Raw genomic sequence first — 21,118 nt, 5'->3', positions numbered from 1 at the left:
TAAATAAGATATTTTCTATAAACAGGAGGAAATCAAATGAAGTTTAACAAAATGAAAAAGTATTCCTTATTAACCGGTATCTTATCTGCTTCTCTTCTCTTTGCAAGTGCTTGTTCAAATGAGGGAGCGTCCAGTAATAACGGTTCAAGTAAAAGTGATAAAGTAGTGGTTGACTTGTTTAACGGAAAAGTAGAAATAGCAGATCAGTTAAAAGCATTAACAGACCAATACTCAAAAGAACATCCAGATGTAACCTTTAATATTGAAACAGTCGGTGGTGGAGCAGATGGAACAGCCGCTTTAAAGGCGAAATTCGCCTCCAATACAGCTCCTGATATTTTCGGAAATGGTGGATATCAAGAGGCATTAACTTGGCTTGATAAATTAGAGGATTTGTCGGATCAGCCATGGGTAAAAGATGCCTATGAAAGTGCCTTAGTTCCTATGACAGTGGATGGAAAAATTTATGGTCAGCCAGTTAACCTTGAGGGGTATGGATTTGCCTATAATAAAGCATTATTTGAAAAAGCAGGTATTACGGAATTGCCAACGACATTTTCTGAATTAGAAGCAGCTGCCGAAAAATTAAAAGCTGCTGGAATTACTCCTTTTTCTATCGGTTATGGTGAATGGTGGGTTTTAGCTAACCACGGACTGAATGTACCATTTGCTTATCAAGAGGATGCGGATGCATTTATTAAAGGATTAAATGACGGATCAGCAAAAATCGAAGGTAATGAGCATTTTGACAAGTACTTTGATCTACTGGATTTAACAATTGATTATGGTAATAAAAATTCATTAACAACAGACTATAATACACAAGTAACTTTATTTGCAACTGGTGAGGCCGCAATGATTCAACAAGGTAACTGGATTCAGCCGATGATAGATAAAATTTCTCCTAATTTGGAAGTAGGCTTTATCCCAATGCCATTAAGTGATGATGAAGCACAATCAGATAAACTAATGGTCGACGTACCTACAAACTGGGTTGTTCATAAAGATGCTCCTGAAAAAGATAAAGAAGCAGCACTAGATTTCTTAAACTGGATGGTCACTTCTGATTTTGCACAAGAATCGATTGTAAAAGAATTTAAATATGTTCCAGCATTTGAAACGATTACTGCAACAGCAGATGATATTGGTCCATTAGGAGCAGAAATTCAAAAATACTCACAGGAAGGCAAAACATACACATGGCAATTTATGAAGTATCCTGATGGGGCTGGTCAAGAGTTCGGCGCAAGTCTTCAAGCATATGTAGGAAAGCAAAAATCACGTGAGGAAACAATGAAAGCATTGGATGAAACATGGGCTAAATTAAAAAAATAATTACTATTCTCGTAAAGGTTGCTATATCCGCAGCCTAAATACTAGACATACACTAATAGATTTTTTATAACGCTCATTCATTTACTAATCTTAACAATTCTTTCAAGATTTATTGATAGTTTTGTCATATATTATTCATAATCTATGGTTATGATATAGATATAGTCATTAAACAGCTTTTTCAAGTCCCCCCTTGAAAATAGACAGTGTTAGGAGTTGCCTAAATAGAAGGCACTCCTCTTTTTTTATAATTTTCTACCGATTATTAGGCTTCTTTTAAAACCGAAATGAAGAGTGAAATTTAGGAAAAATCATTTAAAGATTTTCTTCTCTTCCTATCTGAACAAAACTTTCTTTTGTGATAACTGGTAATTTTTCCGTTTGTTGTCTTTCCCCTTTTTTCTTCCTAAGTTTTAGACTTTTAAAGGCTACACCAATTTTTACTTGCTGAATCTCTTTTACACCCTGAACAATCAACTGCATGGAAAAAATAGCAATTATAAATGGAACAAGTATATATAAGTACCAGTATCTACCTGAACCAAGTGCCTCTCTGCCAATCTGACCTATTAACCCCGACCATTCATAGGTAGACGATTTAGGGGGATCACTAAACATAGGTTCCATCGATAATTTAGTACCACCAAAGAAATAATTAAACATCCCTAAATGCATAAAGATTAACATCACTTGAATGAACTGTTGTCCAAATAATATAGTAAGTCGTGGTCCTAAATGAGGAAGGATATGACGAATAAACACTTTGAATTTGCCTCCACCCATTACCTGAGCACTTGCAATAAATTCATACTCTAATACTCGGTTGATTTCTTTTCCTAGCAGGATAGTCGTTAAAGGAATGACTAGCATTGTTAAAATCATCGTTTCTAAAAAGACTCGTTCCGCAAAGGAGTACGAAAAACCATCAAATCCAGGTAATAAAATCGGTCTTAGTAAAATATAGGCGATCAAACTTAATGGCATAAAGTGAATCGAATCTATCATTTTAGCAAGCCATTGCTGAGCTGAATGTTTCAAATAGAAGGAGTAAATTATTCCTAGCAATAGTCCACCGATTACCCGTAAAAAGGCAATAAGCAATCCGAAAATTAAAGTATACTTAGCGCCAACCACTATTTGATCAAAGATACTATAACCAAATTTATCTGATCCAAAGAAAAAAGGTTTTGTCGGTGCGAATGGTGAAGCTGCTATCAATGTAGCTCCATCTTCAGTATAAAGTAAGTTCTGTTTTTCCACATAATCATTTGTTGTTACAGAATAAATAAGACTATATCCTATTGTAATTATAAAAAATAAGCTCCCTACTGCAAACTTCCAATTCTTCATATGTAAACCGATAATTTTTCCTAGCCATATTATTGGCCGAATGGAGGAAATTTTTTTCCAATTAAAATGCTGCAAACTATTCTTTATATCAATACAAATTATCCTTAGTGATAATTGTAGATTAGAAACGCTCCATTTTTGTTTCCATGATTCTCTTTTCACATCTCGTGTCTTTTCTTCTTCCTTTATCACAATCATATCTACTATTTGAAAAATAATAAAAAATGGCGTGAAAATTAGTAGCAACGAAACAGTGATTGTGATTGGTGTAAAGTTTGCTACTAGAAAATGAGTAAGTCCATGAACATTAAATAGTCGTTCGATGATAAATTGACTTGATAATAATCCCCAAATAATAATCTTCATATGATGAAAGGAGACGGGAATAATATTACGAATAATATGCTTCCATAGGATTGGAAAGTCGTGTAGCCCTTTACTCCTTGCAAACATAACATACATTTTTAAATATTCTTCTTCCATCATCAAAAGAAGAATTTTGAACAAGGAAACAGCCGGTACAATCGAAAGGGTAATGATAGGTCCTAAATAGGCTTTCTCCGAATAAGTAGCTACCTGAAAAATTTCAACGCCTGTCTGAGCAAAGATGAAGAGAACAAGTGCTTGAAGTAATGTGGCAATAACAATATCTGGAATCGATTCGATTAAATCAAGAAATCGTTTTATCGGTTGCAGTAGAAAATTGGGTAGAAAAAAAGCGAATAGGGCTAAAATAAAAGCGATACCGAATCCTAACAAAATGGCTCCGAATAAAATTTCCATGGAATATATAAATGCTGGCCAAAGAACATCTAAAATTGGTTTTTCATCCACCCCATTCAAGGTATATACCCACCTATCCAGCTGGAAAAATTCCTTTGTTAGAAAAGATGCGAATGTTGAAAAATAGCTCTTTCCTTCAGAAAACTCTCTCATTTGAAAGTATTGTGAAAAAACACTTAACGCTAGTATGGCAATTACACCGAGTAAATAATAGATAATTAGTTTCACAAATTTTTTCATGGATTCCCTTTTCCTCCCCCATATTATATCTATCTAAAGATTTACACTATTCTCAAATTATAGGGATTTATCGTTTGTTTATCAACCCCATTTTTTCCAATTTATGTTTACGGAGGATTAATAGATTGAATGCGCACAATCTGTTTCTATTAAATCAAAACCATATAAAACTATAGCAATTACACTAATATGCGACCGGGCATGGCATATCTCTATCATCGGGGAAACTCTACGTGACCGATGTACCATATGCATTTTGTTCTTTTATTTAGGCTGTTTTCTAAAGGATTTTTGTTTTTCAATTAAAAAAAAGAATTAGTTGGAAAATGGAGCAGCCGGAATACACGTAGACTCCTGTGGGATTAGCGAGACAGTCTGAGACCCCGGAGGCAAAGCTGAGGAGGCTTAAGCTTAGCACCACGGAAAGCGAAGTGTATTCCGGGTGCAGGGAATCGCAACAAACTTTACGAAAACACAGCCTTTATTTAAGACACTTCAAAAAATGGATACTATAAGATTCATTGAAATTCCATACTTTAATAAGATAGTTGAAGCAAAAGAGAACTTTTAATTGTTCTCTTTTTTGTTTTCACAAAGCTTCGTTTTAGCCCAATTACAGCCTTCATTTGCAATTGTCGTACAAACATCGGCACATAAAGCAGAACAGAAAATAGAATTAATTATAGGTATCTCACGAAGCGCCAAACAAGCGGCTTGGCATACTATAGAGCCCCCTGTTTTACATAGAACATCTATACTTTGTTCACAAAACGAAGATTGGATCGTATAATCTACCGTCTTTTTAAATAGAGAGATTTTAATCATCCGTGATACACCACATTCTTTAATTTCTAAAAATATTTGGTGATTATTATCCCAATATGCCTCAACTTCATTGATGATCTCTTCACTCTTTCTAGTATCCACCTTAATTGTAATAACTTTTACTCCACTTGTCTCTATTTTGGAAATAGAGTAACGAATAATTTCATCCATTAAATCACCCCTTACTTATAAGACGTATTGTCAAAACTTTTATAGTAAATAGGTTATTAAATCCTATCTGAGAGGGCTTTATAAGCAAAAAAATTGCCACCCCCTGAATTCTAAGGATAATTGAGGTTACGACACTCTCAACAACCTAGAAAAGGAAGTGACAATTTGTACCCTCAAATTATAACCTATTTATTAACTTTTATAAACTATCAAGAACAACTAATTCGAACATTGCTTACTTTATTGATTGGTAAGAGTATGTTTGATAAGCCTACTGAACAGCCAGTAAATAAACCATATCGAAAACTTCAAGTGGACGACCTTCCGGTCATTGAAGTTCTGGAACAGCTTGATTATCGAGTTCTTCTTAGTGAATATCTAGAGAAGAACGGGAAACCACTTAAACCTGTTCAAAGGCGTAAGAATGCAAAAGTTTCCGTACCTAAATCCATGAACTGCCCAAAGTGTGGTGCTCCATCAGATTATCTTTATGCCAACAATGGAGATAAAGGCCAGTATCAATGCAAGGTGTGTACAGAGCTCTTCAGTGAAAAGAACCGTTATTCTAAGGAAGCCATCCTGAAGTGTCCTCATTGTTCCAAAACTCTCGAGAAAATAAAAGAAAGAAAAGATTTTCACGTGTTTAAGTGCAAGAACAATGACTGTTCTTATTATCAAAAGAAGCTCAATGGGATGACTTCAAAAGAAAAGAAAAGGTTCAAAAAGGACCCTCAAGCATTTAAATTAAGATACATTTTCCGTCAGTTTCATATCGATTTCCAGCCGTTATCCAAGGAATCACCAGAACTGCCGGCCGTTGACTTATCAAAGATTTATGCATCACCACATACATTAGGATTAATCCTAACCTATCATGTAAACTATGGCCTTTCGGCCCGTAAAACAGCTGCGATTATGCAGGACGTACACGGAGTGATGATTTCACATCAGACTGTATTGAACTACGAAAATAGCGTAGCTTTATTACTTAAACCTTATGTGGATCACTATCCCTATGAACTTTCAGACCAATTCTGCGGTGATGAAACGTATATCAGAGTAAACGGTCGATGGCATTATTTATTTTTCTTTTTTGACGCCGTGAAAAAGATTATTCTTTCGTATCCGGTGTCGCCTAATCGAGACACAGCAACAGCCATTCGAGCAATTGATGAGGTCTTAATCAAGATGAAAGAGATTCCAGAAAATCTGACCTTTGTGGTAGACGGGAATCCAATCTATCTTTTAGCCCAACATTTCTTCGCTCAACATGGGATTTCATTCGATGTGAAGCAGGTCATTGGATTAACCAATGAGGACCCTGTTTCGACCGAATATAGACCACTGAAACAAATAATTGAGAGACTTAACCGCACCTTTAAGGGCAATTATCGCTCCACTCATGGATTCGGCTCTGAACATGGTTCCATTTCATACGTCACCTTATTTACGGCCTACTTTAACTTTTTGCGTCCGCATGCCGCCTTAGAAGGAAAAGTGCCCGTAGTGAATCCAGAACTCAAGGGGCTTCCAACAATGCCAGCACGTTGGACAAAGCTCATTGGATTAGCACAACAATGGATAGTAGAACAAAGACAAGCCTAACTTTTTGTTTAGCTGAGCCCTTAAGCTAATTCAGCAATCGGCGGAGCGAACTCTTGACAAACCGAACTTGCCAATGGTTTAAAATGGAAACAACCAAGGGCTTATTTGGTATGCCTTCTTTTGTTCCCTTCGCCCTTGTTAAACAATCCTCAAACCATTGGCGTGTTTGTCAAGAGCGATTGCGGCGCATCTCCATCCAGTAAATAGGAGAGAAACTAACCCTTTAGGTAGTTTTCATAAATCTTTTGACACTACCTTATAAGAGTGAAAAAATAGAACGAAAACTAAATGTTTTTGAAGAAATGGTTTATTTTTTTTCCATTCCTTTCACTTTATTTAGTACAAAAAGGATTTTTATAAATATCCTTTTGAATTAAGGAAAGGGGGTTTAACGTCTATGGCTAACCAACAAATAAAACCTGCAGCTTCTATTGGTTGTGGTGAACCACTTCCTCGTTGTTGTAGTGGTAACAACCCAACGTGTAAACAAGAATTAACACAACTAGGAGACAAAATAGTTGCAACAGGGCGTTGTTGCGTTTAATTAAAAGTCGTTTCCTTCCACACCTTTTTTGCAAAGTTATTTTGCTGTAGGGAAGATAAGACAATTTAAAAAGGAGATGAATGATTTGATTTACACTACTAAAGAAAATACATTTACCGTTTCTGATGTGAATCCCTTAGACGTTCTTTTAGAACAAGATTACGTAAAAGAAGTGTTGGGTTATGTGGGAGAAAAAGTGTCTATTAACGAACATTTTAAAGCCCATACTAGAAGCTATACTAGACATTATTTTGAAAAAGATACAGTTGATGAGCCAATAGCTGCCGTACAGCATATTACATTCGCTCAATTGAATGCGCGAGCTATACTATCTGTTTTCGAAGCAAAGCTTGAAGATGGTACGAAAAGTACAGATGTTACAATTGAATATCTTGATCATACAGATAGTCTTACTCAAAAGAAATACATCATCAGCTATGTTAACAGAGTGAAAGACTTGGAAGAATCTTTCATATTCAACGAAGAATTGGAGTTACCCGAAATGTCAACACAAGGTGATTTCCAAGCAAAAGTCATTTCTTGTTTCGATGGTGGTTGTTGTAAATTAAATGGTGAGCAATACAAGTGGTGCGGTATGGGTTGTGGTTCTGGTACACCAATCAACAAACTAGATACTTGTTGCCGAAACCATGATTACTGCTATGGTACATTTCCTAGTATGAAAGATCGATGTGAATGTGACCGCATTCTTATCTCTTGCTCTAAAGTATCCGGAGTAGCTGCTAGCAGTTTAGTAATCGCCGCATTCAACTTAAAATTGGCTCGTTGTGTATTCTCTTGATTAATAAAAAGAGGATGGGACATAAGTATTCCAGCCAAGGATAAATCCGAACAATTATACGAAGATGCTAATGAAAGTTCCGTATAATTGTTTGGTTTTTTATTTGTTTTTAATAGGGGTTTTCCATGAAGTTTAGTGCGTTTCCCCGCAGCCGGAATACACTTCGCTTTCCGTGGGGCTAAGCTTAAGCCTCCTCAGCTTCGCCTCCGGGGTCTCAGACTGTCTCGCTAATCCCCGTGGCGTCTACGTGTATTCCGGCTGCTCTGTTTTCCCAACTAATCATATTTCCTCTTGTAAAAAGTGTGCGAAAGCAGCCACTATTTACTAGCTAAATGAGAAATTGTTCGTCTTTACAGCGTATCTATTTAGTTATGTCCCAACCTCTTTTCGATTATTGTGGAACGAAGTCGTAAACAATCAAAGCTATTGATAAGAGTCCTATGGTCAAGAGTGCTAATGAGTTTCCAACAATGGAGATGTATTTCAAGCTACTTTTTTCTCCTTTAAATCCGTATACCAGCCCAACTAAAGATAACACAAATACACTAGCTAAGATACTATAACCAAGCCAATCGTTCCCAGTACCTAAGCTAAATCCTGTTTCATAATATATCTTACCCATAATGTTAGCTAGAATAAAGACTACAATAGAAGCTAAGAAACAATAAAAAGATATGCTAGTCTTGCTCTTCATACACCTAATCTCCCCCTTTGTATTATGAAAAAATGGAATACAATATACATAATACACAAAAATTGGGAATTCACAATGGTATTTCAGACTGTTTTCCAGAAAAAATTCTCAATACTGAGTTTTCAGATAAAAAACGACTATCCTCATGATAGTCGTCAGACTGTAGACAAACTCCTGAATTTTAAAATAAAAGTTTGTATATAGTATATTTATTAGTCCCTTTGAATAGGGATGTTGCTTTCCGCTCCAGGGGTTCGCTTTCCGTGGGGCTCGCGCTGAGCCCACAGGAGTCTCACCCCTTCCACTCCAAGCAACGCATAAAAATTCTATTAACTTTCTAAAAATCATTTTATCGACAAACTGACGACTATCCTCATGATAGTCGTTTTCCTGTTATTTTAGCTGTATGAACCCATTACCGACTTGATTCATTGAATAATTCTCTAAAGGTAATGCATGTAACACTAAGTATTCATATACATACGCAGGAATTAAGTGTGGCTCAGAACGATTTACTATTTTAATAATAAGTGCAGCGGCTCCAGCGACGAATGGTGAAGCCATCGACGTACCTGTTAGTTCAACGTAATCACTGTTTAAATGGGTAGAAAGAATGTTCTCTCCTGGCCCTACAAAATCGATATTAACATTGGTATTGGAGAATTTGGAAGGTGTCTGATTTTTTGAAATAGATCCTACTTGAATAACTTCTTTATAAAATCCAGGATAGGAAATTTCTATAGTATCTTCGTTTCCATCCCCTTCATTCCCAGCTGCCGCCACCAAAACGATCCCCTTTGACCGGGCATATTTAATAGCACGATGCAATTCGTCATTTGTCTGCTTACCGCCAAGTGACATATTAATAATGTTTACTTTTTCCCCTGTCGGTCCTATCCAATCTGCCGCATACTTTATACCGTTGATGAGACTTTCAAAGCTACCACTACCATAACTGTCAATTATTTTTACGATTAATAGCTGAGCTTTCGGAGCAACCCCTACGGCACTCTTTCCATTGTTTTCAGCTGCTATAATACCCGCGACGTGTGTCCCGTGTCCCAAATAATCATCAAAAACATCTGGGTTCCCGCTGTCTTCTTCGGTGAAATTATATCCACCAATTATGTTATTTTTTAAGCTAGGATGGTCTTTTTGGATACCGCTATCCAAAACCGCCACTATGATACCAGAACCTTGATTTGTTTCTTCCCAGAACTCTCTAGCTTTGATTTTATCCAGGTTATCCGGGATTAAGCTTAATGTTTTAAACACTTTTAATATTTTTCCCGTTCTTACTATAATTTCGCTCATTGAGCATCCCACCTCCTTACTTTATAAAGTGAAAGAGATTAAGTTTTTAGAAACCAAAAAAGCCAATAAAGCGGCTTTTACAGTGAGAAAATTTCTTCGAATTTTGCTTTGTTGAACCCTACTATTTCTTGTGATTCCCCTGTTTTTTGATCCGTAATAACCGTGAAAGGAATAGCCTGAACTCCACAATCCACTAACTCTTTTGAGATTTCAGGGTCTTCTGTATTTAGTGCCGTGAAAGGAATATTATTTTCTTTCAGCCAATCTTTTAAGTTTGAGCAATGGATACAATACTCAGCAAAATATACCGTCGTTTTTTTATTTTTTAACATAATCACATCTCCTTTAAAGTAGCTTCTTTATTAAAAGTGAAAAAAGGGCGAAATTGTAAACAAAAATTACAAAAAATTACATTTCATCAAAAACCTCTTACAAAATAGAACAAATGTTCCTTTAAATGGTTTATAATTTAAGTATTCGTTTCACTTTCTATATTAAGAGAAAAAATATAGGGGGGTATTTAGAGATGAATATACAAACTGAAAATGAGACGATAAAAAATCTTTTACAAAAGAATAAAATAATGAACAAAGCTTTGGTTCGCACTTTCTTAGAAAACAAAGATAATTTTAATCTCTTTGAAAAAGCGATAGCGAATCCCACTCAAGAAAATAGAGATTTAGTAGAAAAAGCATTTCAGGAGCATTATGAAAAAGTAAGATTTGATTTTTATTTCACTAATCTAATTAAGAGAGCAGCTGTTGATTTCGACAAAAAGATTCGAAAAATTAACGAAAGATTCTCTCTGACATTGGATACGCCAACCACAAAAGGTGGAGAAAGTGGGGGTTCCATTATAGATTTATTGGTAGATGATAATCCTTATAACCCTTTTGAACAAGGAAGTACGCTAAATGGGGAAATTACGAATGAGTTACTTTTCCAAGCACTTGAATATTTGACTGACTCCCAGTACAAAATACTTGAATTACTTTACGTTAAAAATCTAACCAATTTAGAAGCCGCAAAAACGGCCAATGTTTCTGCTCAATATGTCAGCCAGACTCAAAAAAGAGCCCTTCAGAAGTTAAAAACAAAAATGAACTACAGTGTAGGTGAATAAGATGGAAGAAAATTGCTGTCATTGTTTCGAATATTACTTAGAAAAATATAAACTTGCTATTCACCGTTCTCTATTGCAAACGCCTTATCAGTATAGAGATGATTTGGAACAAGAACTTTATATACTTTTGTTTAATAAAACCCAAAACATAGACAACATAGACTTTAAACAACAAGCCCCTTCGTTTTGGAATCAATTCAAAGAATTTTAAAACAAGCGAATTTATTTCACAAAAAAGAATAAGAAAGTGTAAGATATTTCTTGCGCTTTCAGATTGTAGAAAAACCCCCTATTTTTAAAAGTATGATTTTGAAAAAGGGGGTTTTTGATGTTTTAATTGATTTTTACCACAACATATGGAATATAAGGTATTATTAAAACACTATATGCTGTATATCGGAATTGTAAAAAAAGCTGTCGAGACTTTCTCGACAGCCTGAAAGTGTAAGATATTTCTTGCACTTTTTTCGTCTTCTTAACGTCTCTCACTAAACTGAATTGTTTTGATGTTTGTTTTATTATATAAAGCAAAAAAGTCCCCCCTTAATATAGAGGGACTTTTTCTGAGAGATTGGTGTAGTGATGTAAGAACAAGAACATTGTTCTTAGGAATACCTCGGAATCGAACCAAAGACTCTAGTTAGTGCTCAACCTTGCCTTACCTTTTGGCTACATCCCTATTTATATAAGTGGAGGAAAAATAAAAATAATAAACGACTTTTAAAAAATTTTTAACTGTTTATTTTCTGCCTAGTATTTTCACTTTATACAGTATAAGAATACGGCGGCATAGCCAAGTGGTAAGGCCAAGGTCTGCAAAACCTTTATCATCGGTTCAAATCCGGTTGCCGCCTTATTAATGAGGTGATAATTGATGTTAGACGAAGATATTAAGAAACTAAATAAGATTAAATTAGATCTGTTACGAATGTCCAATTGTATAGAAACATGTAAAACAAATAAGGAAAAAGATTCGTATCAGAATATCTGCCTTGAATATTCCAAACAATTACAGACATTGAAGGAAACGATTGAAGAAACATACGGTATTCATTTATGTTGTTGTCCGACTACTAAAAAATAGTCACACAAAAAATAGCAACGTTAATTATTTTGTCATAAGAATCGGTATCTTTTACTGTAAAGTAAGTTATCATCATACAAAAAACAATCCCGCAAAGGATTGTTTTTCTTTTATCTGCCATGAAGCCCTTTATAGACAGACACTATTAGAATTATGATGGTGACTAAACCCATGAAGATATATGGTACGCATGTCAGCCGTATGATTGTTCCCTCCTTTTCTTTGATAATCCTTTTTTCAAAAAAAATAAGACTCTTCACACTAGAGAGTCTAACTAACAAGAAGAAAAGTATCTATTAAATTAATCTAATATCTTAATTTTCACTGTCTTGCGTCCCCAAGCCTTCGCTTTGCTCGTTGATGGCATTAAGACGTCTATTTTATGTCCTTTAATCGCCCCGCCAGTATCTCCTGCAATAGCTTCTCCATAGCCTTCTACCCAAACCTTTGAACCTAATGGAATAACTGCTGGATCGACTGCAATTAATTTCATGTTCTTATTCTTTTTTATATTATATCCAAGTGCTGTAATATCTGATTTTGTATCTTGATGACTATATGCAGTGGCACTTACATAGATAACATCTTTGCTGCTTGAAGATTTATTAGAACTTGGTTTACTAGAAGTTTGTTTGTTGGAAGTTGTTTTATTCGATACACTCGCCACATTATTGGACGTGTTTACCTTTACAACCTCTCTCTTCTTCGCTTCTTCTTGCTCTTTCTTCAATGTGGATTCTGCTTGGCTTATTTGGGCAAGCACTGCACTTTTTTGACTCTCAGCTAATTCTACTTCTTTTGAAACAGAAGCAAATTTTTTCTGTACAGCCGAAACAGCTTCTTGTCTTTTAGCAAGATTTTGTTGCAATTCGTTTTGAGTAACAGCTAATTGATCATACTGTCCTGTTAATTCTTCTTCTTGCTGATCAATCGCTAGCTTCTCTTCTTCAATTTTTTGAAGATCTGCTTGCTGCTGCTCTAATATATCTTTATCACCATCAAAAATCAGGGAAATAGCTGTTGCTCTGCTAATAAAGTCAGCGAAGTCTTTTGCATTCAACAGTACTTCTAAAACGACATTCGTTTGGTCTGTATTCTGCAAGGAAACTAGACGATCTTTCATAACGTCTTTACGTGCTAATACTTTATCTTCTAAAACAACAATTTCTTCTTTCTTTTTCTCTATTTGTTGTTGCGTTACTTCAATTTCCGCTTGCAGGTTAGCTATTTTTTCTTTATTTTGTTGCATTACTGTTTCAACAGATTTTAACTCATCTTGAACAGCTTCCAACTCTTTTAAAGTTTTTTGCTTTTCTGCTTCTTTTTCATTAATCAATTGCTGATTTTGATTCAATTGATTTTTTGCTTTGTTAAGTGTTTCTTGACTCGTTTCTGCTTGTACCACAATCGCCGATGTCAAAAAGATGACACTACTTAGCGAAATGGCCATTAGTTTTTTTAAGGAACGCATCTAAAAACCCCTTTCTCTATTGTTATAACACATGAAAGAGGTTTCTAAATTACAATTCTATTAAAATAATAAGTCATTCACTTTAAAATTAGTTTACAAGCAACCTAGCAAATATCGTACATTTACTAGAATTCCGTAGGGTTCGAAGGGAAAATCACACTTTGTTACCTTTGTAATAAATCTGTTAATTACTAATATTTATCTTTTTCTAAAATGGATTATATATCCTGTGTGAGCCTAATCATATCGATACACTGAATACCATTTTCATAGATTTCTTCTTCATAGTGTTTGAGAAAAAAATCTTTATCAATTCGATTCATCCGAAACCCGCATTTTTGATAGAGAGCAAGCTGAGAAATGCTGCTATTTCCAGTCCCTACTTCTATTCTTTTATATCTTAGGTTTCTTGCCTCCTCAATCGCATGCATAACTAACATTTTCCCTAAGCCTTTTCCTTGATAGATTTCGGCAACTGCTAGATTGATCAATTCTATTGTTTCTTCCCTAATTGGCAATAAAACATATACACCACTGATTCGATCTCCATCTTCTGCAATATAGCAAAGGCCCTTTTTAAGATATTCTTTTATTAAATTCTCAGATGGATCTGCTAATAATAATAAATCAAAAGGAGGATTCTCCTCTTCTCTTAGCTTGCGAATTTTCATCATCCGCTCATCCTTTCTGCAAACAATGCATCATTTCCTCTGCTTCCTCCCATGGAACCGTATATCCTGCACCTTTTGCACAGAAAATCGATGAGGATGTATACGCTGGATCCGCATTTTTATCATAGCCTAGTCTATCGATTACTTCTTGTTCGTTATGACAAGGAAAATAACCCGCAAATGTTAAGGAAAGCTGTCCTTTTCCTTGTGTAAAAGAAGCAAGGATTGTGCTATATTCCATAAATGTAGCAACTGGGACCTTTCCAGTAATCATTGCTTTGTTATCTACTGTTTCGGGCGTGTCAAATGTTCCATGAGCCATTTGTACATCTGCCAAAACCTTGCCCATTTGTTCGATATCCACCTTTATTTTAAAAAAATAGTAAGGCTCTAATAAACGATTCTGTGCTTTTTCCAATCCTTGACGCAATGCACGAAAAGTCGCTTCCCGAAAATCACCGCCATGTGTATGTTTATTATGGGCTCTCCCAGTCAAAAGAGTCACCTTTACGTCTGTTAAAGTAGACCCTGTTAAAAGCCCATGATGATCACGCTCAAACAGATGCTGACGTATAAGATTTTGGTTAGCTATTGATAAATCATCGCTATGACATGCACTCTCAAAAGTAATACCTTCATTTCTTTTTCCTGGCTCTAACTGAAGATGTACTTCAGCATAATGGCGTAATGGTTCAAAGTGTCCGTACCCAATAGTTTTTGTTTCTATCGTTTCTTTATACAATATTTCAGGTTGATCAAAGTTCACCTGTAAAGAAAATCTTTCTAATACAATTTCCTGAAGAACCTCTAACTGTATTTTTCCCATCACGTGTAAGTGAATATTTTGCTGTTTTTCTTCCCATGTTACTTGAAGAGATGGATCCTCTGCTTCTAATATCCGAAAAAACTTAAGTGCGTCCTTTTTATTTATTCCCGCTTCAAATACTACTTTTGAACGAAGAGTTGGCACCAATTCACACACTGCCTTTTCCTGCATCTCTCCGACTCCATCTCCTACAACTGCATTTGTAAGACCTGTTACCGCAAACAACTCTCCAGCCAAGCCTTCGTTTACTTGTTGAAATTGATTACCGTTATATTTACGTATTTGTGTGATTTTCTCTACCTCACCATTTCCATACGTAAGTTCCTCTCTCACATGCAGCGTACCGCTAATTGCTTTTAAAAAGGTAATTCTCGTTCCTGCCTCATCATAACGAATTTTATAAACCATTCCTGCAAAAGGTTCATCCTTTGTGTAAGTCGTCTTTGTTAATTGATCAAAACGATCGAAAAATTGTTTTATACCATTATCCTGTAAGGCTGAACCATAAGCATAAGGATAAAGGCGGGAAGAAACAATCATTTCTTGCATCTTTTCCATCCACAATGCTGATTGATAGCCTTTATCCATATAGTAATCAAGGAGCTCCTCATCTCGTTCTGCAATAAATTCGATGAGTTCTTCTGACATTCCACTGTCATTAAACGAGGAAATATCACATGCATCTATAGTGAATTGAGAACGAATTTCTTCCAGGACATGCTGTACAGCTGCTCCAATCCGATCCATTTTATTGATAAAGAAAAAAGTGGGAATCTGATGTTTTTTTAATAAATTCCACACCGTTTCGGTATGTCCTTCGATTCCTTCTACTGCACTAATAATAATAATGGCAAAGTCCATTACTTGAATCGCTCTTTCCATTTCTGGAGAAAAATCTACATGCCCAGGAGTATCAATTAAATAATAGGTAGAATCGCCATATTCAATAATGCCTTGGTCAGCAAATACAGTAATCCCTCGTTGTTTTTCAATTAGATGGCTATCTAAAAAGGCATTTTGATGATCTACACGACCACGTTTTTTTATACTATTTGTATGATAAAGAAGCTGTTCGGAAAAAGTGGTTTTTCCTGCATCAACATGTGCTAATATTCCCATTGTCTTATTCATTTTGAAAGCGACTCCTATTTTTTATATCTATTATAAAGTAAATGAAGAATATTATAGTGAATTTGCAAGAAATAACAAAAAAATAGTCTGTTATGGAATGAGGGCACTGAAAAACTGGCTAGTTAATGATGATGGACAATAGCCACTTTTTAAACATAAGATGATAGATTTGTTTTCCGAGACGTCCGCTCGCTTTCCATGGGACGAGCGGACGCCTCTCCAAACCACCCTTATTTTCACTTTCAAATATGCTTGCTCTTCATTTCACACGAAAAAAAAAAGACTTTTTTAGTGTTCTCTTATGGAATTACCATGTTTTTTCAAAAGCAAAAATTTGTCTAATAGTCCAGCTAATAATATCCCTAATAAATAGCGGATTAGATCGATTAGAAGGAATCCCCTTCCTAAAATTAACGCACCAATTGTTGTATTACGAAGATCATTTATCCAATCCGCTTGATACAATTGACTGCATTCGATTCCAAAACTAAATAGGAGACTCATTATTCCGGCAAAAAGGAGACTTTTTCTTATCAAAAGAAACCGAAAACCAAAATATACCATCATCACCCAAAGCATATCCCCCGAATTCTCTGCGATAAAAGTAGGAAGATGATTACTGAATCTTCTGGAGGAAAGTCCTAACAATACCATAAGCAAGGCAGAAACTATATAAATTAATCGATGTATTTTTCTACTAATTTCTTTTAAAGGCTTCATTTTTGTCACTCGCAAATTTAGATTTTATTTAATGGCTGTTTTCGTAAAGTTTGTTGCGATTACCCGCAGCCTGAATAATTTTTCCTATTGAAAAAACATAATCTTTTAGAAACCAGCTAAAATAAAGAGACCCCTTCAAATATGATTGGTCTCCCGGATGGAATTATTTAAATAACTCTCTATTCGTAATTAGTCTCGTGTTCACTTACCCTAAAAATAAATCTAAAATATTGGACCCTTTTGATGTTTGTTTGTTATAAAACTCTGAGTATCCACATTTCTTGCAAAAGACAACCGTAAATGTATTATGCTGAATATCCATTAGCTTTGATAAACCTGTTCCTGTCATTGCTACATCTTTTGTTCCTACATCTGTTCCACCGCATTTTATACAGCCTTTACTTTCCATCCTTAACACTCCTTTTTCTTTGGAATATTTACTTCTTCGTATTATTTTTTTCGTTTTATATCTTCCTTTATTATTACGAATTAAACTGGATTTAGTTTCATTTCTATTTTTTCAAATAGTGATTAATCATATTCAAAAGTTTGCCTAGCTTTTCCCAGAAATCGATTTTCGAGAAAAGCACTAATTTATCTTTCCATTTAACTACATACACTGAGTAGAATTATTTACATTTTTAGAGGATTTTCGCGCGCAAAATGGAACTTTATAATGATGAAAAAACAAATTAGGGGTGATTGTTTGGAATTAAAAGATGTTATCCACGGGCATAGATCGATTCGGAAATATGAAGATAAGGAGGTAAGTCAAGAGTTGCTGGAGGAAATATTAGATGCAGGCATTCGTGCTTCATCCAGTGGCAATATGCAGTCTTATTCGATTGTCGTTACCAAAGATAAAGAACGGAAGAACAAATTGTACAGCGCCCATATGGACCAATCCATGGTTGTTGATGCACCTATCCTACTAACATTTTGTGCTGATTTTAATCGAATGAGGAAATGGCTTTCCCTTAATGAGGCTCCTGTACATTTTGATAATTTTATGAGCTTTATGATAGGAGCCATTGATGCAACCTTAGTATCACAAAACTGTGCATTAGCAGCGGAAAATGCGGGACTTGGTATTTGCTATATGGGCTCCACCCTTGCCAATTGCGATCAAATTGGCAAACTATTAAATTTACCTGCAAATGTTGTACCTGTTGTTGGTTATTCTTTAGGATATCCAGCAGAAAATCCAGCCCCACGTGATCGACTGCCAAGAAATGGACTTGTTCACTATGATACCTATCAAGACTATTCCGACCAAGAAATACTGGAAATCTATAAAGAACGAGACGAAAAAGGCTGGAATCGCTATATGGACGTCCCTCACCTTAAAGAAATGACAGAACGATTAGGACTGAAAAACCTTGCTCAAATCTATACGATTGCTAAATATACGAAAGAATCTCATCACGAATTTTCACAGACGGTGCTGAATTACTTGAAAGAACAAAACTTTATGGATAATGGGGAAAGATGAACAATCTCTTATTTAGTAGCGAAACCAATTTGTTCCATCGCACTACAGACAATCGCTTTCCACAGGGAGCAACCTAAGCCTCCGCCTGTGGGGTCTTAGGTTTTGCTCTACTTTCCACAGGAGCGAAGTGACGAACCCCATGGAAAGCGAAGTGTATTCAGTCTACTGGTGATACCCACAAATCTTCTTTCTTAAAATGAATAAAAAATCCAAACAATTATACGGAAGTTTTATTTTCATCTACGTATAATTGTTCGAGTTTATATTTGGTTGGAATACTAATGTCCCTCGTTCGTAAAATATAAAGACCCTATTCGCAGTATTTTCATACGAAATAGGGTCTCTATATTTTTTAGTATTACTTTTTATTCATTTGACTTAAGCGCATCAATCATATTGATATGTTTTAACTTAAAGTGTGCAATGCCAATTACTAAGAAATTTAAAAACAGTGTAATTAGCCCGGCATAAACGAAACTAGACCAATGAATAGTTAACGGAAAAACAATGTTCCCACTCTCGGCAGTAGTTAAAATAAACCTGTGTAAGTACGTTCCCACCATGAAACCTAATAATATTCCTAATAATGAAAGAACCATACTTTCTCTCATCACATAAGATGTTACTTCTTTATTATAGAAACCTAACACCTTAATAGTCGATAATTCTCGAATACGTTCTGAAATATTAATATTAGTAAGATTATATAATACTACCAGTGCCAGAGCCCCAGATAATATAATCATGATCATTACCACCGAATTTAAGGAACCAAATTGCTGAATTCCGCCACTTTCTTTAAAGAAACTAACATTTTTCACATCTGAATTTTCAAGCAAGCTCGTTGTCAGGTTTTTTTGTTCAGATGCTGATAACTTTTTCGTTTTTATTAAAACAGATGTTGGCTCGTAGTCTCCAAAAAGTTCTTCATAATAAGTTGGAGCAATATACATAAAATGTCCTGCATAATTTTTTACAATGCCCACTACTCTTATTTTGACTGTTTTACTATCTTTATTAATAGATAATGTATCACCATTTTCGACATTCATATCCTTCGCCAGCTTCTGCGTAATTAGAGCTCCAACTTCCGGCAAAACAGTTACCCTATTTTTATTTACATCATGTAATGATACATAATTGTTGAATTTCTCCGTACGGCTAGGTGAAATCATACTTACTGTCTGTGAGCTACGCGTTTTATTTTTTACACTTACTGATTCCACAACCGCATTCATTTCCTCAGTAATGAGGGAAGAATGTGTAAGTGCTGTCGGACGATCCATCGTAACGATACCCTGATAGTGAAGAATTTCACTAAACTGCTTAGGCTGTAAATCTTCAATTGAGTTCTTAATACCATAGCCAGCAAGAATCAATCCAGTACACCCAGAGATCCCGACAATTGCCATAATCATTCGCGATTTATACCGAAACAGATTACGATAACTTACTTTTTGATTAAAGTTTAGTCTGTTCCATAGAGGAGTAATTCGTTCAAGCAAGATTCGCTTACCAGATTTAGACGCTCTTGGTCTCATAAGTGTTGACGGTTTCTCTCTAAGATCTTTCCATAATACATAGAGTGCTGATCCTAATGTAGCAAATAATCCTGCAATAAGGGCTTGAACTATATAATTCCAGTGATATTGGCCAACAAAGGTTGGAATATTATACTCTTCAAAAAGATGAAAGATAAAAGGGGGAAGCGTTTTTGTACCAATAACTGTACCTAACCCCACACCAAGAACTCCTGCTAAGAGTGTATAAATAATATATTTCTGGGCTATTTCTATTTTCTTATATCCTAGAGCCTTCAGAGTACCGATTTCTCCGCGGTTTTCTTCTACCATTCGCGACATCGTTGTAAAAGTAACGAGCACTGCGATAAATAAGAAGAATGCTGGGAAAATACCTGCGATAGCGGTAATGCTTGTCGCACTATCGAAATAGTCCTGATACCCAGGATTGGAAGATCGAGTCTGGAAGTAATATACTGGCTCTTCCATTGTCTCCACTTCTGCTATTTTTTCGTCAATGTCATTTTCCAGTTTATTTAATTTCTCACTCTCAGCATCTAGTGAAGAAAGATCCGCACCGCTTTGCATTTTTGCTAATTCTACCTGTTCTTTTCCCTGCTCGATTTCTTGTAAATTAGCATATAGAGTTTCTTTTGCTTTTGTTTGAATTTCCTCTAATCGTTTTTCCGGTCTGTCAGCGTAAAGCTGCTCTACCTTTGAAACATTTTCATCTAAAACGCTAGTATATTCACTACTATCAGCAACTAGGTTCTCTGTATCTAAAAACTTAATGAATAACTGACTGTATACATCTTGCGAAAATGCAGCTTCTGGAATATAAGCAAAATAATCAATATTCCCATTTCCACTATCAGTGGTTCCCCGATCAGAAGTACTTAAATAAAGCGGAGAGTTCACGAATCCAACAATAGTGAAAGTTTTATTTTCAATTTCTGGAGAATTGATTTTATACTCTTCTCCCAACTTAAAACCGAATTCTTTGGCTTTATAATCTAACACTATTTCTTGATTAGATTTTGGTAAATCCCCTTCTATGACTTTCCATTTATTCAGGTTGGCATCATTTGAATAAGAAAGAATTTGTACCAATTCTTCTTTATTTTTTTCATAGGTGGCTGAAAATCCTGCCTCTACAACCAGATTTTCTTCCTTTTGAAGTATCTGCACATCCTCTTCTGTTAACCCCATGGTCGAGATAATTTGTAAATCTGCTAAATGATAGTTATTTACATAAGAACTTGCAGAATTACTTAAATCTGGACCAGTTGATCGAACTCCCACAAAAAGCATCGTACCAAGGAGAATAATTAAAATGATTGAAATAAATTTCCCTTTCGAACTGCTTATTTCTTTAAATGATGATTTAAGATAAACATTTTTCATTTTTCACACCTAC

18 protein-coding genes and 1 tRNA gene are annotated in these 21,118 nt (G+C 35.3%); 8 read left to right on the top strand and 11 right to left on the bottom strand.

Translation table 11 applies throughout. The features are described 5' to 3' along the window. Positions 1-36: 36 nt before the first annotated feature. Positions 37-1,335 (top strand): ABC transporter substrate-binding protein, encoded by a 1,299-nt coding sequence (locus tag HHU08_RS03810; RefSeq protein WP_169187830.1) that lies wholly within the window; start codon positions 37-39, stop codon positions 1,333-1,335. 315 nt (positions 1,336-1,650) lie between these two features. Here the strand turns inward: HHU08_RS03810 and HHU08_RS03805 are convergent, their stop codons facing one another. Together HHU08_RS03805 and HHU08_RS03800 are read right to left on the bottom strand one after the other, a co-directional pair. After that, positions 1,651-3,708, bottom strand: a complete 2,058-nt coding sequence (locus tag HHU08_RS03805) for an ABC transporter permease subunit (protein ID WP_169187829.1) — start codon at positions 3,706-3,708, stop codon at positions 1,651-1,653. A 567-nt stretch (positions 3,709-4,275) separates the two neighbouring features. Continuing rightward, positions 4,276-4,704: a halocin C8-like domain-containing protein gene (locus tag HHU08_RS03800; protein WP_016202224.1), complete on the bottom strand. Its 429-nt coding sequence runs from the start codon at positions 4,702-4,704 to the stop codon at positions 4,276-4,278. A gap of 165 nt (positions 4,705-4,869) precedes the next feature. Here HHU08_RS03800 and HHU08_RS03795 point away from each other — a divergent pair, with 165 nt between their 5' ends. Both HHU08_RS03795 and HHU08_RS03790 read left to right on the top strand, forming a co-directional pair. Then, positions 4,870-6,309, top strand: a complete 1,440-nt coding sequence (locus HHU08_RS03795; protein WP_169187685.1) for a DDE-type integrase/transposase/recombinase — start codon at positions 4,870-4,872, stop codon at positions 6,307-6,309. Between the two features lie 629 nt (positions 6,310-6,938). Continuing rightward, positions 6,939-7,655 carry a hypothetical protein gene (locus tag HHU08_RS03790; RefSeq protein WP_169187828.1) on the top strand — a complete coding sequence of 239 codons (717 nt, stop codon included), beginning with the start codon at positions 6,939-6,941 and terminating at the stop codon, positions 7,653-7,655. A gap of 391 nt (positions 7,656-8,046) precedes the next feature. Here HHU08_RS03790 and HHU08_RS03785 read toward each other — a convergent pair whose 3' ends face one another. The 3 genes from HHU08_RS03785 to HHU08_RS03775 form a co-directional block, all read right to left on the bottom strand. Then, positions 8,047-8,349: a hypothetical protein gene (locus HHU08_RS03785; protein ID WP_016202222.1), complete on the bottom strand. Its 303-nt coding sequence runs from the start codon at positions 8,347-8,349 to the stop codon at positions 8,047-8,049. 393 nt (positions 8,350-8,742) lie between these two features. Continuing rightward, the gene (locus HHU08_RS03780; RefSeq protein ID WP_169187827.1) at positions 8,743-9,663 is read right to left on the bottom strand and encodes a S8 family peptidase; all 921 of its coding nucleotides are present in this window, start codon (positions 9,661-9,663) and stop codon (positions 8,743-8,745) included. 77 nt (positions 9,664-9,740) lie between these two features. Then, entirely contained in the window at positions 9,741-9,995 is a 255-nt protein-coding gene (locus tag HHU08_RS03775; protein ID WP_101729710.1) for a glutaredoxin family protein, read from the bottom strand. Between the two features lie 125 nt (positions 9,996-10,120). On the opposite strand from HHU08_RS03775, the gene HHU08_RS03770 reads away from it, so the two are divergent. The 4 genes from HHU08_RS03770 to HHU08_RS03755 all read left to right on the top strand — a co-directional run bounded on the left by HHU08_RS03770 (position 10,121) and on the right by HHU08_RS03755 (position 11,870). Beyond that, complete coding sequence (locus HHU08_RS03770) at positions 10,121-10,786, top strand: sigma-70 family RNA polymerase sigma factor (protein WP_169187826.1); 666 nt, start codon at positions 10,121-10,123, stop codon at positions 10,784-10,786. A gap of 1 nt (position 10,787) precedes the next feature. Further along, positions 10,788-10,997: a hypothetical protein gene (locus HHU08_RS03765; protein WP_016202217.1), complete on the top strand. Its 210-nt coding sequence runs from the start codon at positions 10,788-10,790 to the stop codon at positions 10,995-10,997. A gap of 572 nt (positions 10,998-11,569) precedes the next feature. Further along, positions 11,570-11,640: transfer RNA gene (locus HHU08_RS03760), tRNA-Cys, on the top strand. A gap of 20 nt (positions 11,641-11,660) precedes the next feature. Further along, positions 11,661-11,870, top strand: a complete 210-nt coding sequence (locus HHU08_RS03755; RefSeq protein WP_016202216.1) for a hypothetical protein — start codon at positions 11,661-11,663, stop codon at positions 11,868-11,870. 301 nt (positions 11,871-12,171) lie between these two features. Here the strand turns inward: HHU08_RS03755 and HHU08_RS03750 are convergent, their stop codons facing one another. The 5 genes from HHU08_RS03750 to HHU08_RS03730 all read right to left on the bottom strand — a co-directional run bounded on the left by HHU08_RS03750 (position 12,172) and on the right by HHU08_RS03730 (position 17,098). Beyond that, positions 12,172-13,341 carry a 3D domain-containing protein gene (locus HHU08_RS03750; RefSeq protein ID WP_169187825.1) on the bottom strand — a complete coding sequence of 390 codons (1,170 nt, stop codon included), beginning with the start codon at positions 13,339-13,341 and terminating at the stop codon, positions 12,172-12,174. 218 nt (positions 13,342-13,559) lie between these two features. Then, on the bottom strand, positions 13,560-14,012 hold the full coding sequence (locus tag HHU08_RS03745) for a GNAT family N-acetyltransferase (RefSeq protein WP_016202214.1): 453 nt from the start codon (positions 14,010-14,012) through the stop codon (positions 13,560-13,562). A gap of 7 nt (positions 14,013-14,019) precedes the next feature. Next, the gene (locus tag HHU08_RS03740; RefSeq protein WP_169187824.1) at positions 14,020-15,969 is read right to left on the bottom strand and encodes a GTP-binding protein; all 1,950 of its coding nucleotides are present in this window, start codon (positions 15,967-15,969) and stop codon (positions 14,020-14,022) included. Positions 15,970-16,257: 288 nt separating this feature from the next. After that, the gene (locus tag HHU08_RS03735) at positions 16,258-16,689 is read right to left on the bottom strand and encodes a ribosomal maturation YjgA family protein (RefSeq protein ID WP_016202212.1); all 432 of its coding nucleotides are present in this window, start codon (positions 16,687-16,689) and stop codon (positions 16,258-16,260) included. 205 nt (positions 16,690-16,894) lie between these two features. Next, positions 16,895-17,098: a zinc ribbon domain-containing protein gene (locus HHU08_RS03730; protein ID WP_016202211.1), complete on the bottom strand. Its 204-nt coding sequence runs from the start codon at positions 17,096-17,098 to the stop codon at positions 16,895-16,897. Between the two features lie 297 nt (positions 17,099-17,395). Between HHU08_RS03730 and HHU08_RS03725 the strand changes: the two genes are divergently transcribed. After that, positions 17,396-18,181 (top strand): nitroreductase family protein, encoded by a 786-nt coding sequence (locus HHU08_RS03725; protein ID WP_169187823.1) that lies wholly within the window; start codon positions 17,396-17,398, stop codon positions 18,179-18,181. 365 nt (positions 18,182-18,546) lie between these two features. Here the strand turns inward: HHU08_RS03725 and HHU08_RS03720 are convergent, their stop codons facing one another. Then, the gene (locus tag HHU08_RS03720; RefSeq protein ID WP_169187822.1) at positions 18,547-21,105 is read right to left on the bottom strand and encodes an ABC transporter permease; all 2,559 of its coding nucleotides are present in this window, start codon (positions 21,103-21,105) and stop codon (positions 18,547-18,549) included. Positions 21,106-21,118: the final 13 nt, after the last annotated feature.

The organism is Niallia alba, from assembly GCF_012933555.1.
Lineage (GTDB): Bacteria > Bacillota > Bacilli > Bacillales > Cytobacillaceae > Niallia > Niallia alba.
Note: the sequence above shows the minus strand (reverse complement) of the source record. Positions and strands in the feature narration are given on the sequence as shown.

What these genes read in the sequence shown, in the direction of transcription:
- HHU08_RS03765 (WP_016202217.1), top strand. Translation starts at nt 10,788, where the DNA reads ATGGAAGAAAATTGCTGTCATTGTTTCGAATATTACTTAGAAAAATAT.
- HHU08_RS03720 (WP_169187822.1), bottom strand. Translation starts at nt 21,105, where the DNA reads ATGAAAAATGTTTATCTTAAATCATCATTTAAAGAAATAAGCAGTTCG.
- HHU08_RS03810 (WP_169187830.1), top strand. Translation starts at nt 37, where the DNA reads ATGAAGTTTAACAAAATGAAAAAGTATTCCTTATTAACCGGTATCTTA.
- HHU08_RS03800 (WP_016202224.1), bottom strand. Translation starts at nt 4,704, where the DNA reads ATGGATGAAATTATTCGTTACTCTATTTCCAAAATAGAGACAAGTGGA.
- HHU08_RS03735 (WP_016202212.1), bottom strand. Translation starts at nt 16,689, where the DNA reads ATGAAGCCTTTAAAAGAAATTAGTAGAAAAATACATCGATTAATTTAT.
- HHU08_RS03805 (WP_169187829.1), bottom strand. Translation starts at nt 3,708, where the DNA reads ATGAAAAAATTTGTGAAACTAATTATCTATTATTTACTCGGTGTAATT.
- HHU08_RS03730 (WP_016202211.1), bottom strand. Translation starts at nt 17,098, where the DNA reads ATGGAAAGTAAAGGCTGTATAAAATGCGGTGGAACAGATGTAGGAACA.
- HHU08_RS03775 (WP_101729710.1), bottom strand. Translation starts at nt 9,995, where the DNA reads ATGTTAAAAAATAAAAAAACGACGGTATATTTTGCTGAGTATTGTATC.
- HHU08_RS03770 (WP_169187826.1), top strand. Translation starts at nt 10,121, where the DNA reads ATGGTTTATAATTTAAGTATTCGTTTCACTTTCTATATTAAGAGAAAA.
- HHU08_RS03780 (WP_169187827.1), bottom strand. Translation starts at nt 9,663, where the DNA reads ATGAGCGAAATTATAGTAAGAACGGGAAAAATATTAAAAGTGTTTAAA.
- HHU08_RS03755 (WP_016202216.1), top strand. Translation starts at nt 11,661, where the DNA reads ATGTTAGACGAAGATATTAAGAAACTAAATAAGATTAAATTAGATCTG.
- HHU08_RS03785 (WP_016202222.1), bottom strand. Translation starts at nt 8,349, where the DNA reads ATGAAGAGCAAGACTAGCATATCTTTTTATTGTTTCTTAGCTTCTATT.
- HHU08_RS03740 (WP_169187824.1), bottom strand. Translation starts at nt 15,969, where the DNA reads ATGAATAAGACAATGGGAATATTAGCACATGTTGATGCAGGAAAAACC.
- HHU08_RS03745 (WP_016202214.1), bottom strand. Translation starts at nt 14,012, where the DNA reads ATGAAAATTCGCAAGCTAAGAGAAGAGGAGAATCCTCCTTTTGATTTA.
- HHU08_RS03750 (WP_169187825.1), bottom strand. Translation starts at nt 13,341, where the DNA reads ATGCGTTCCTTAAAAAAACTAATGGCCATTTCGCTAAGTAGTGTCATC.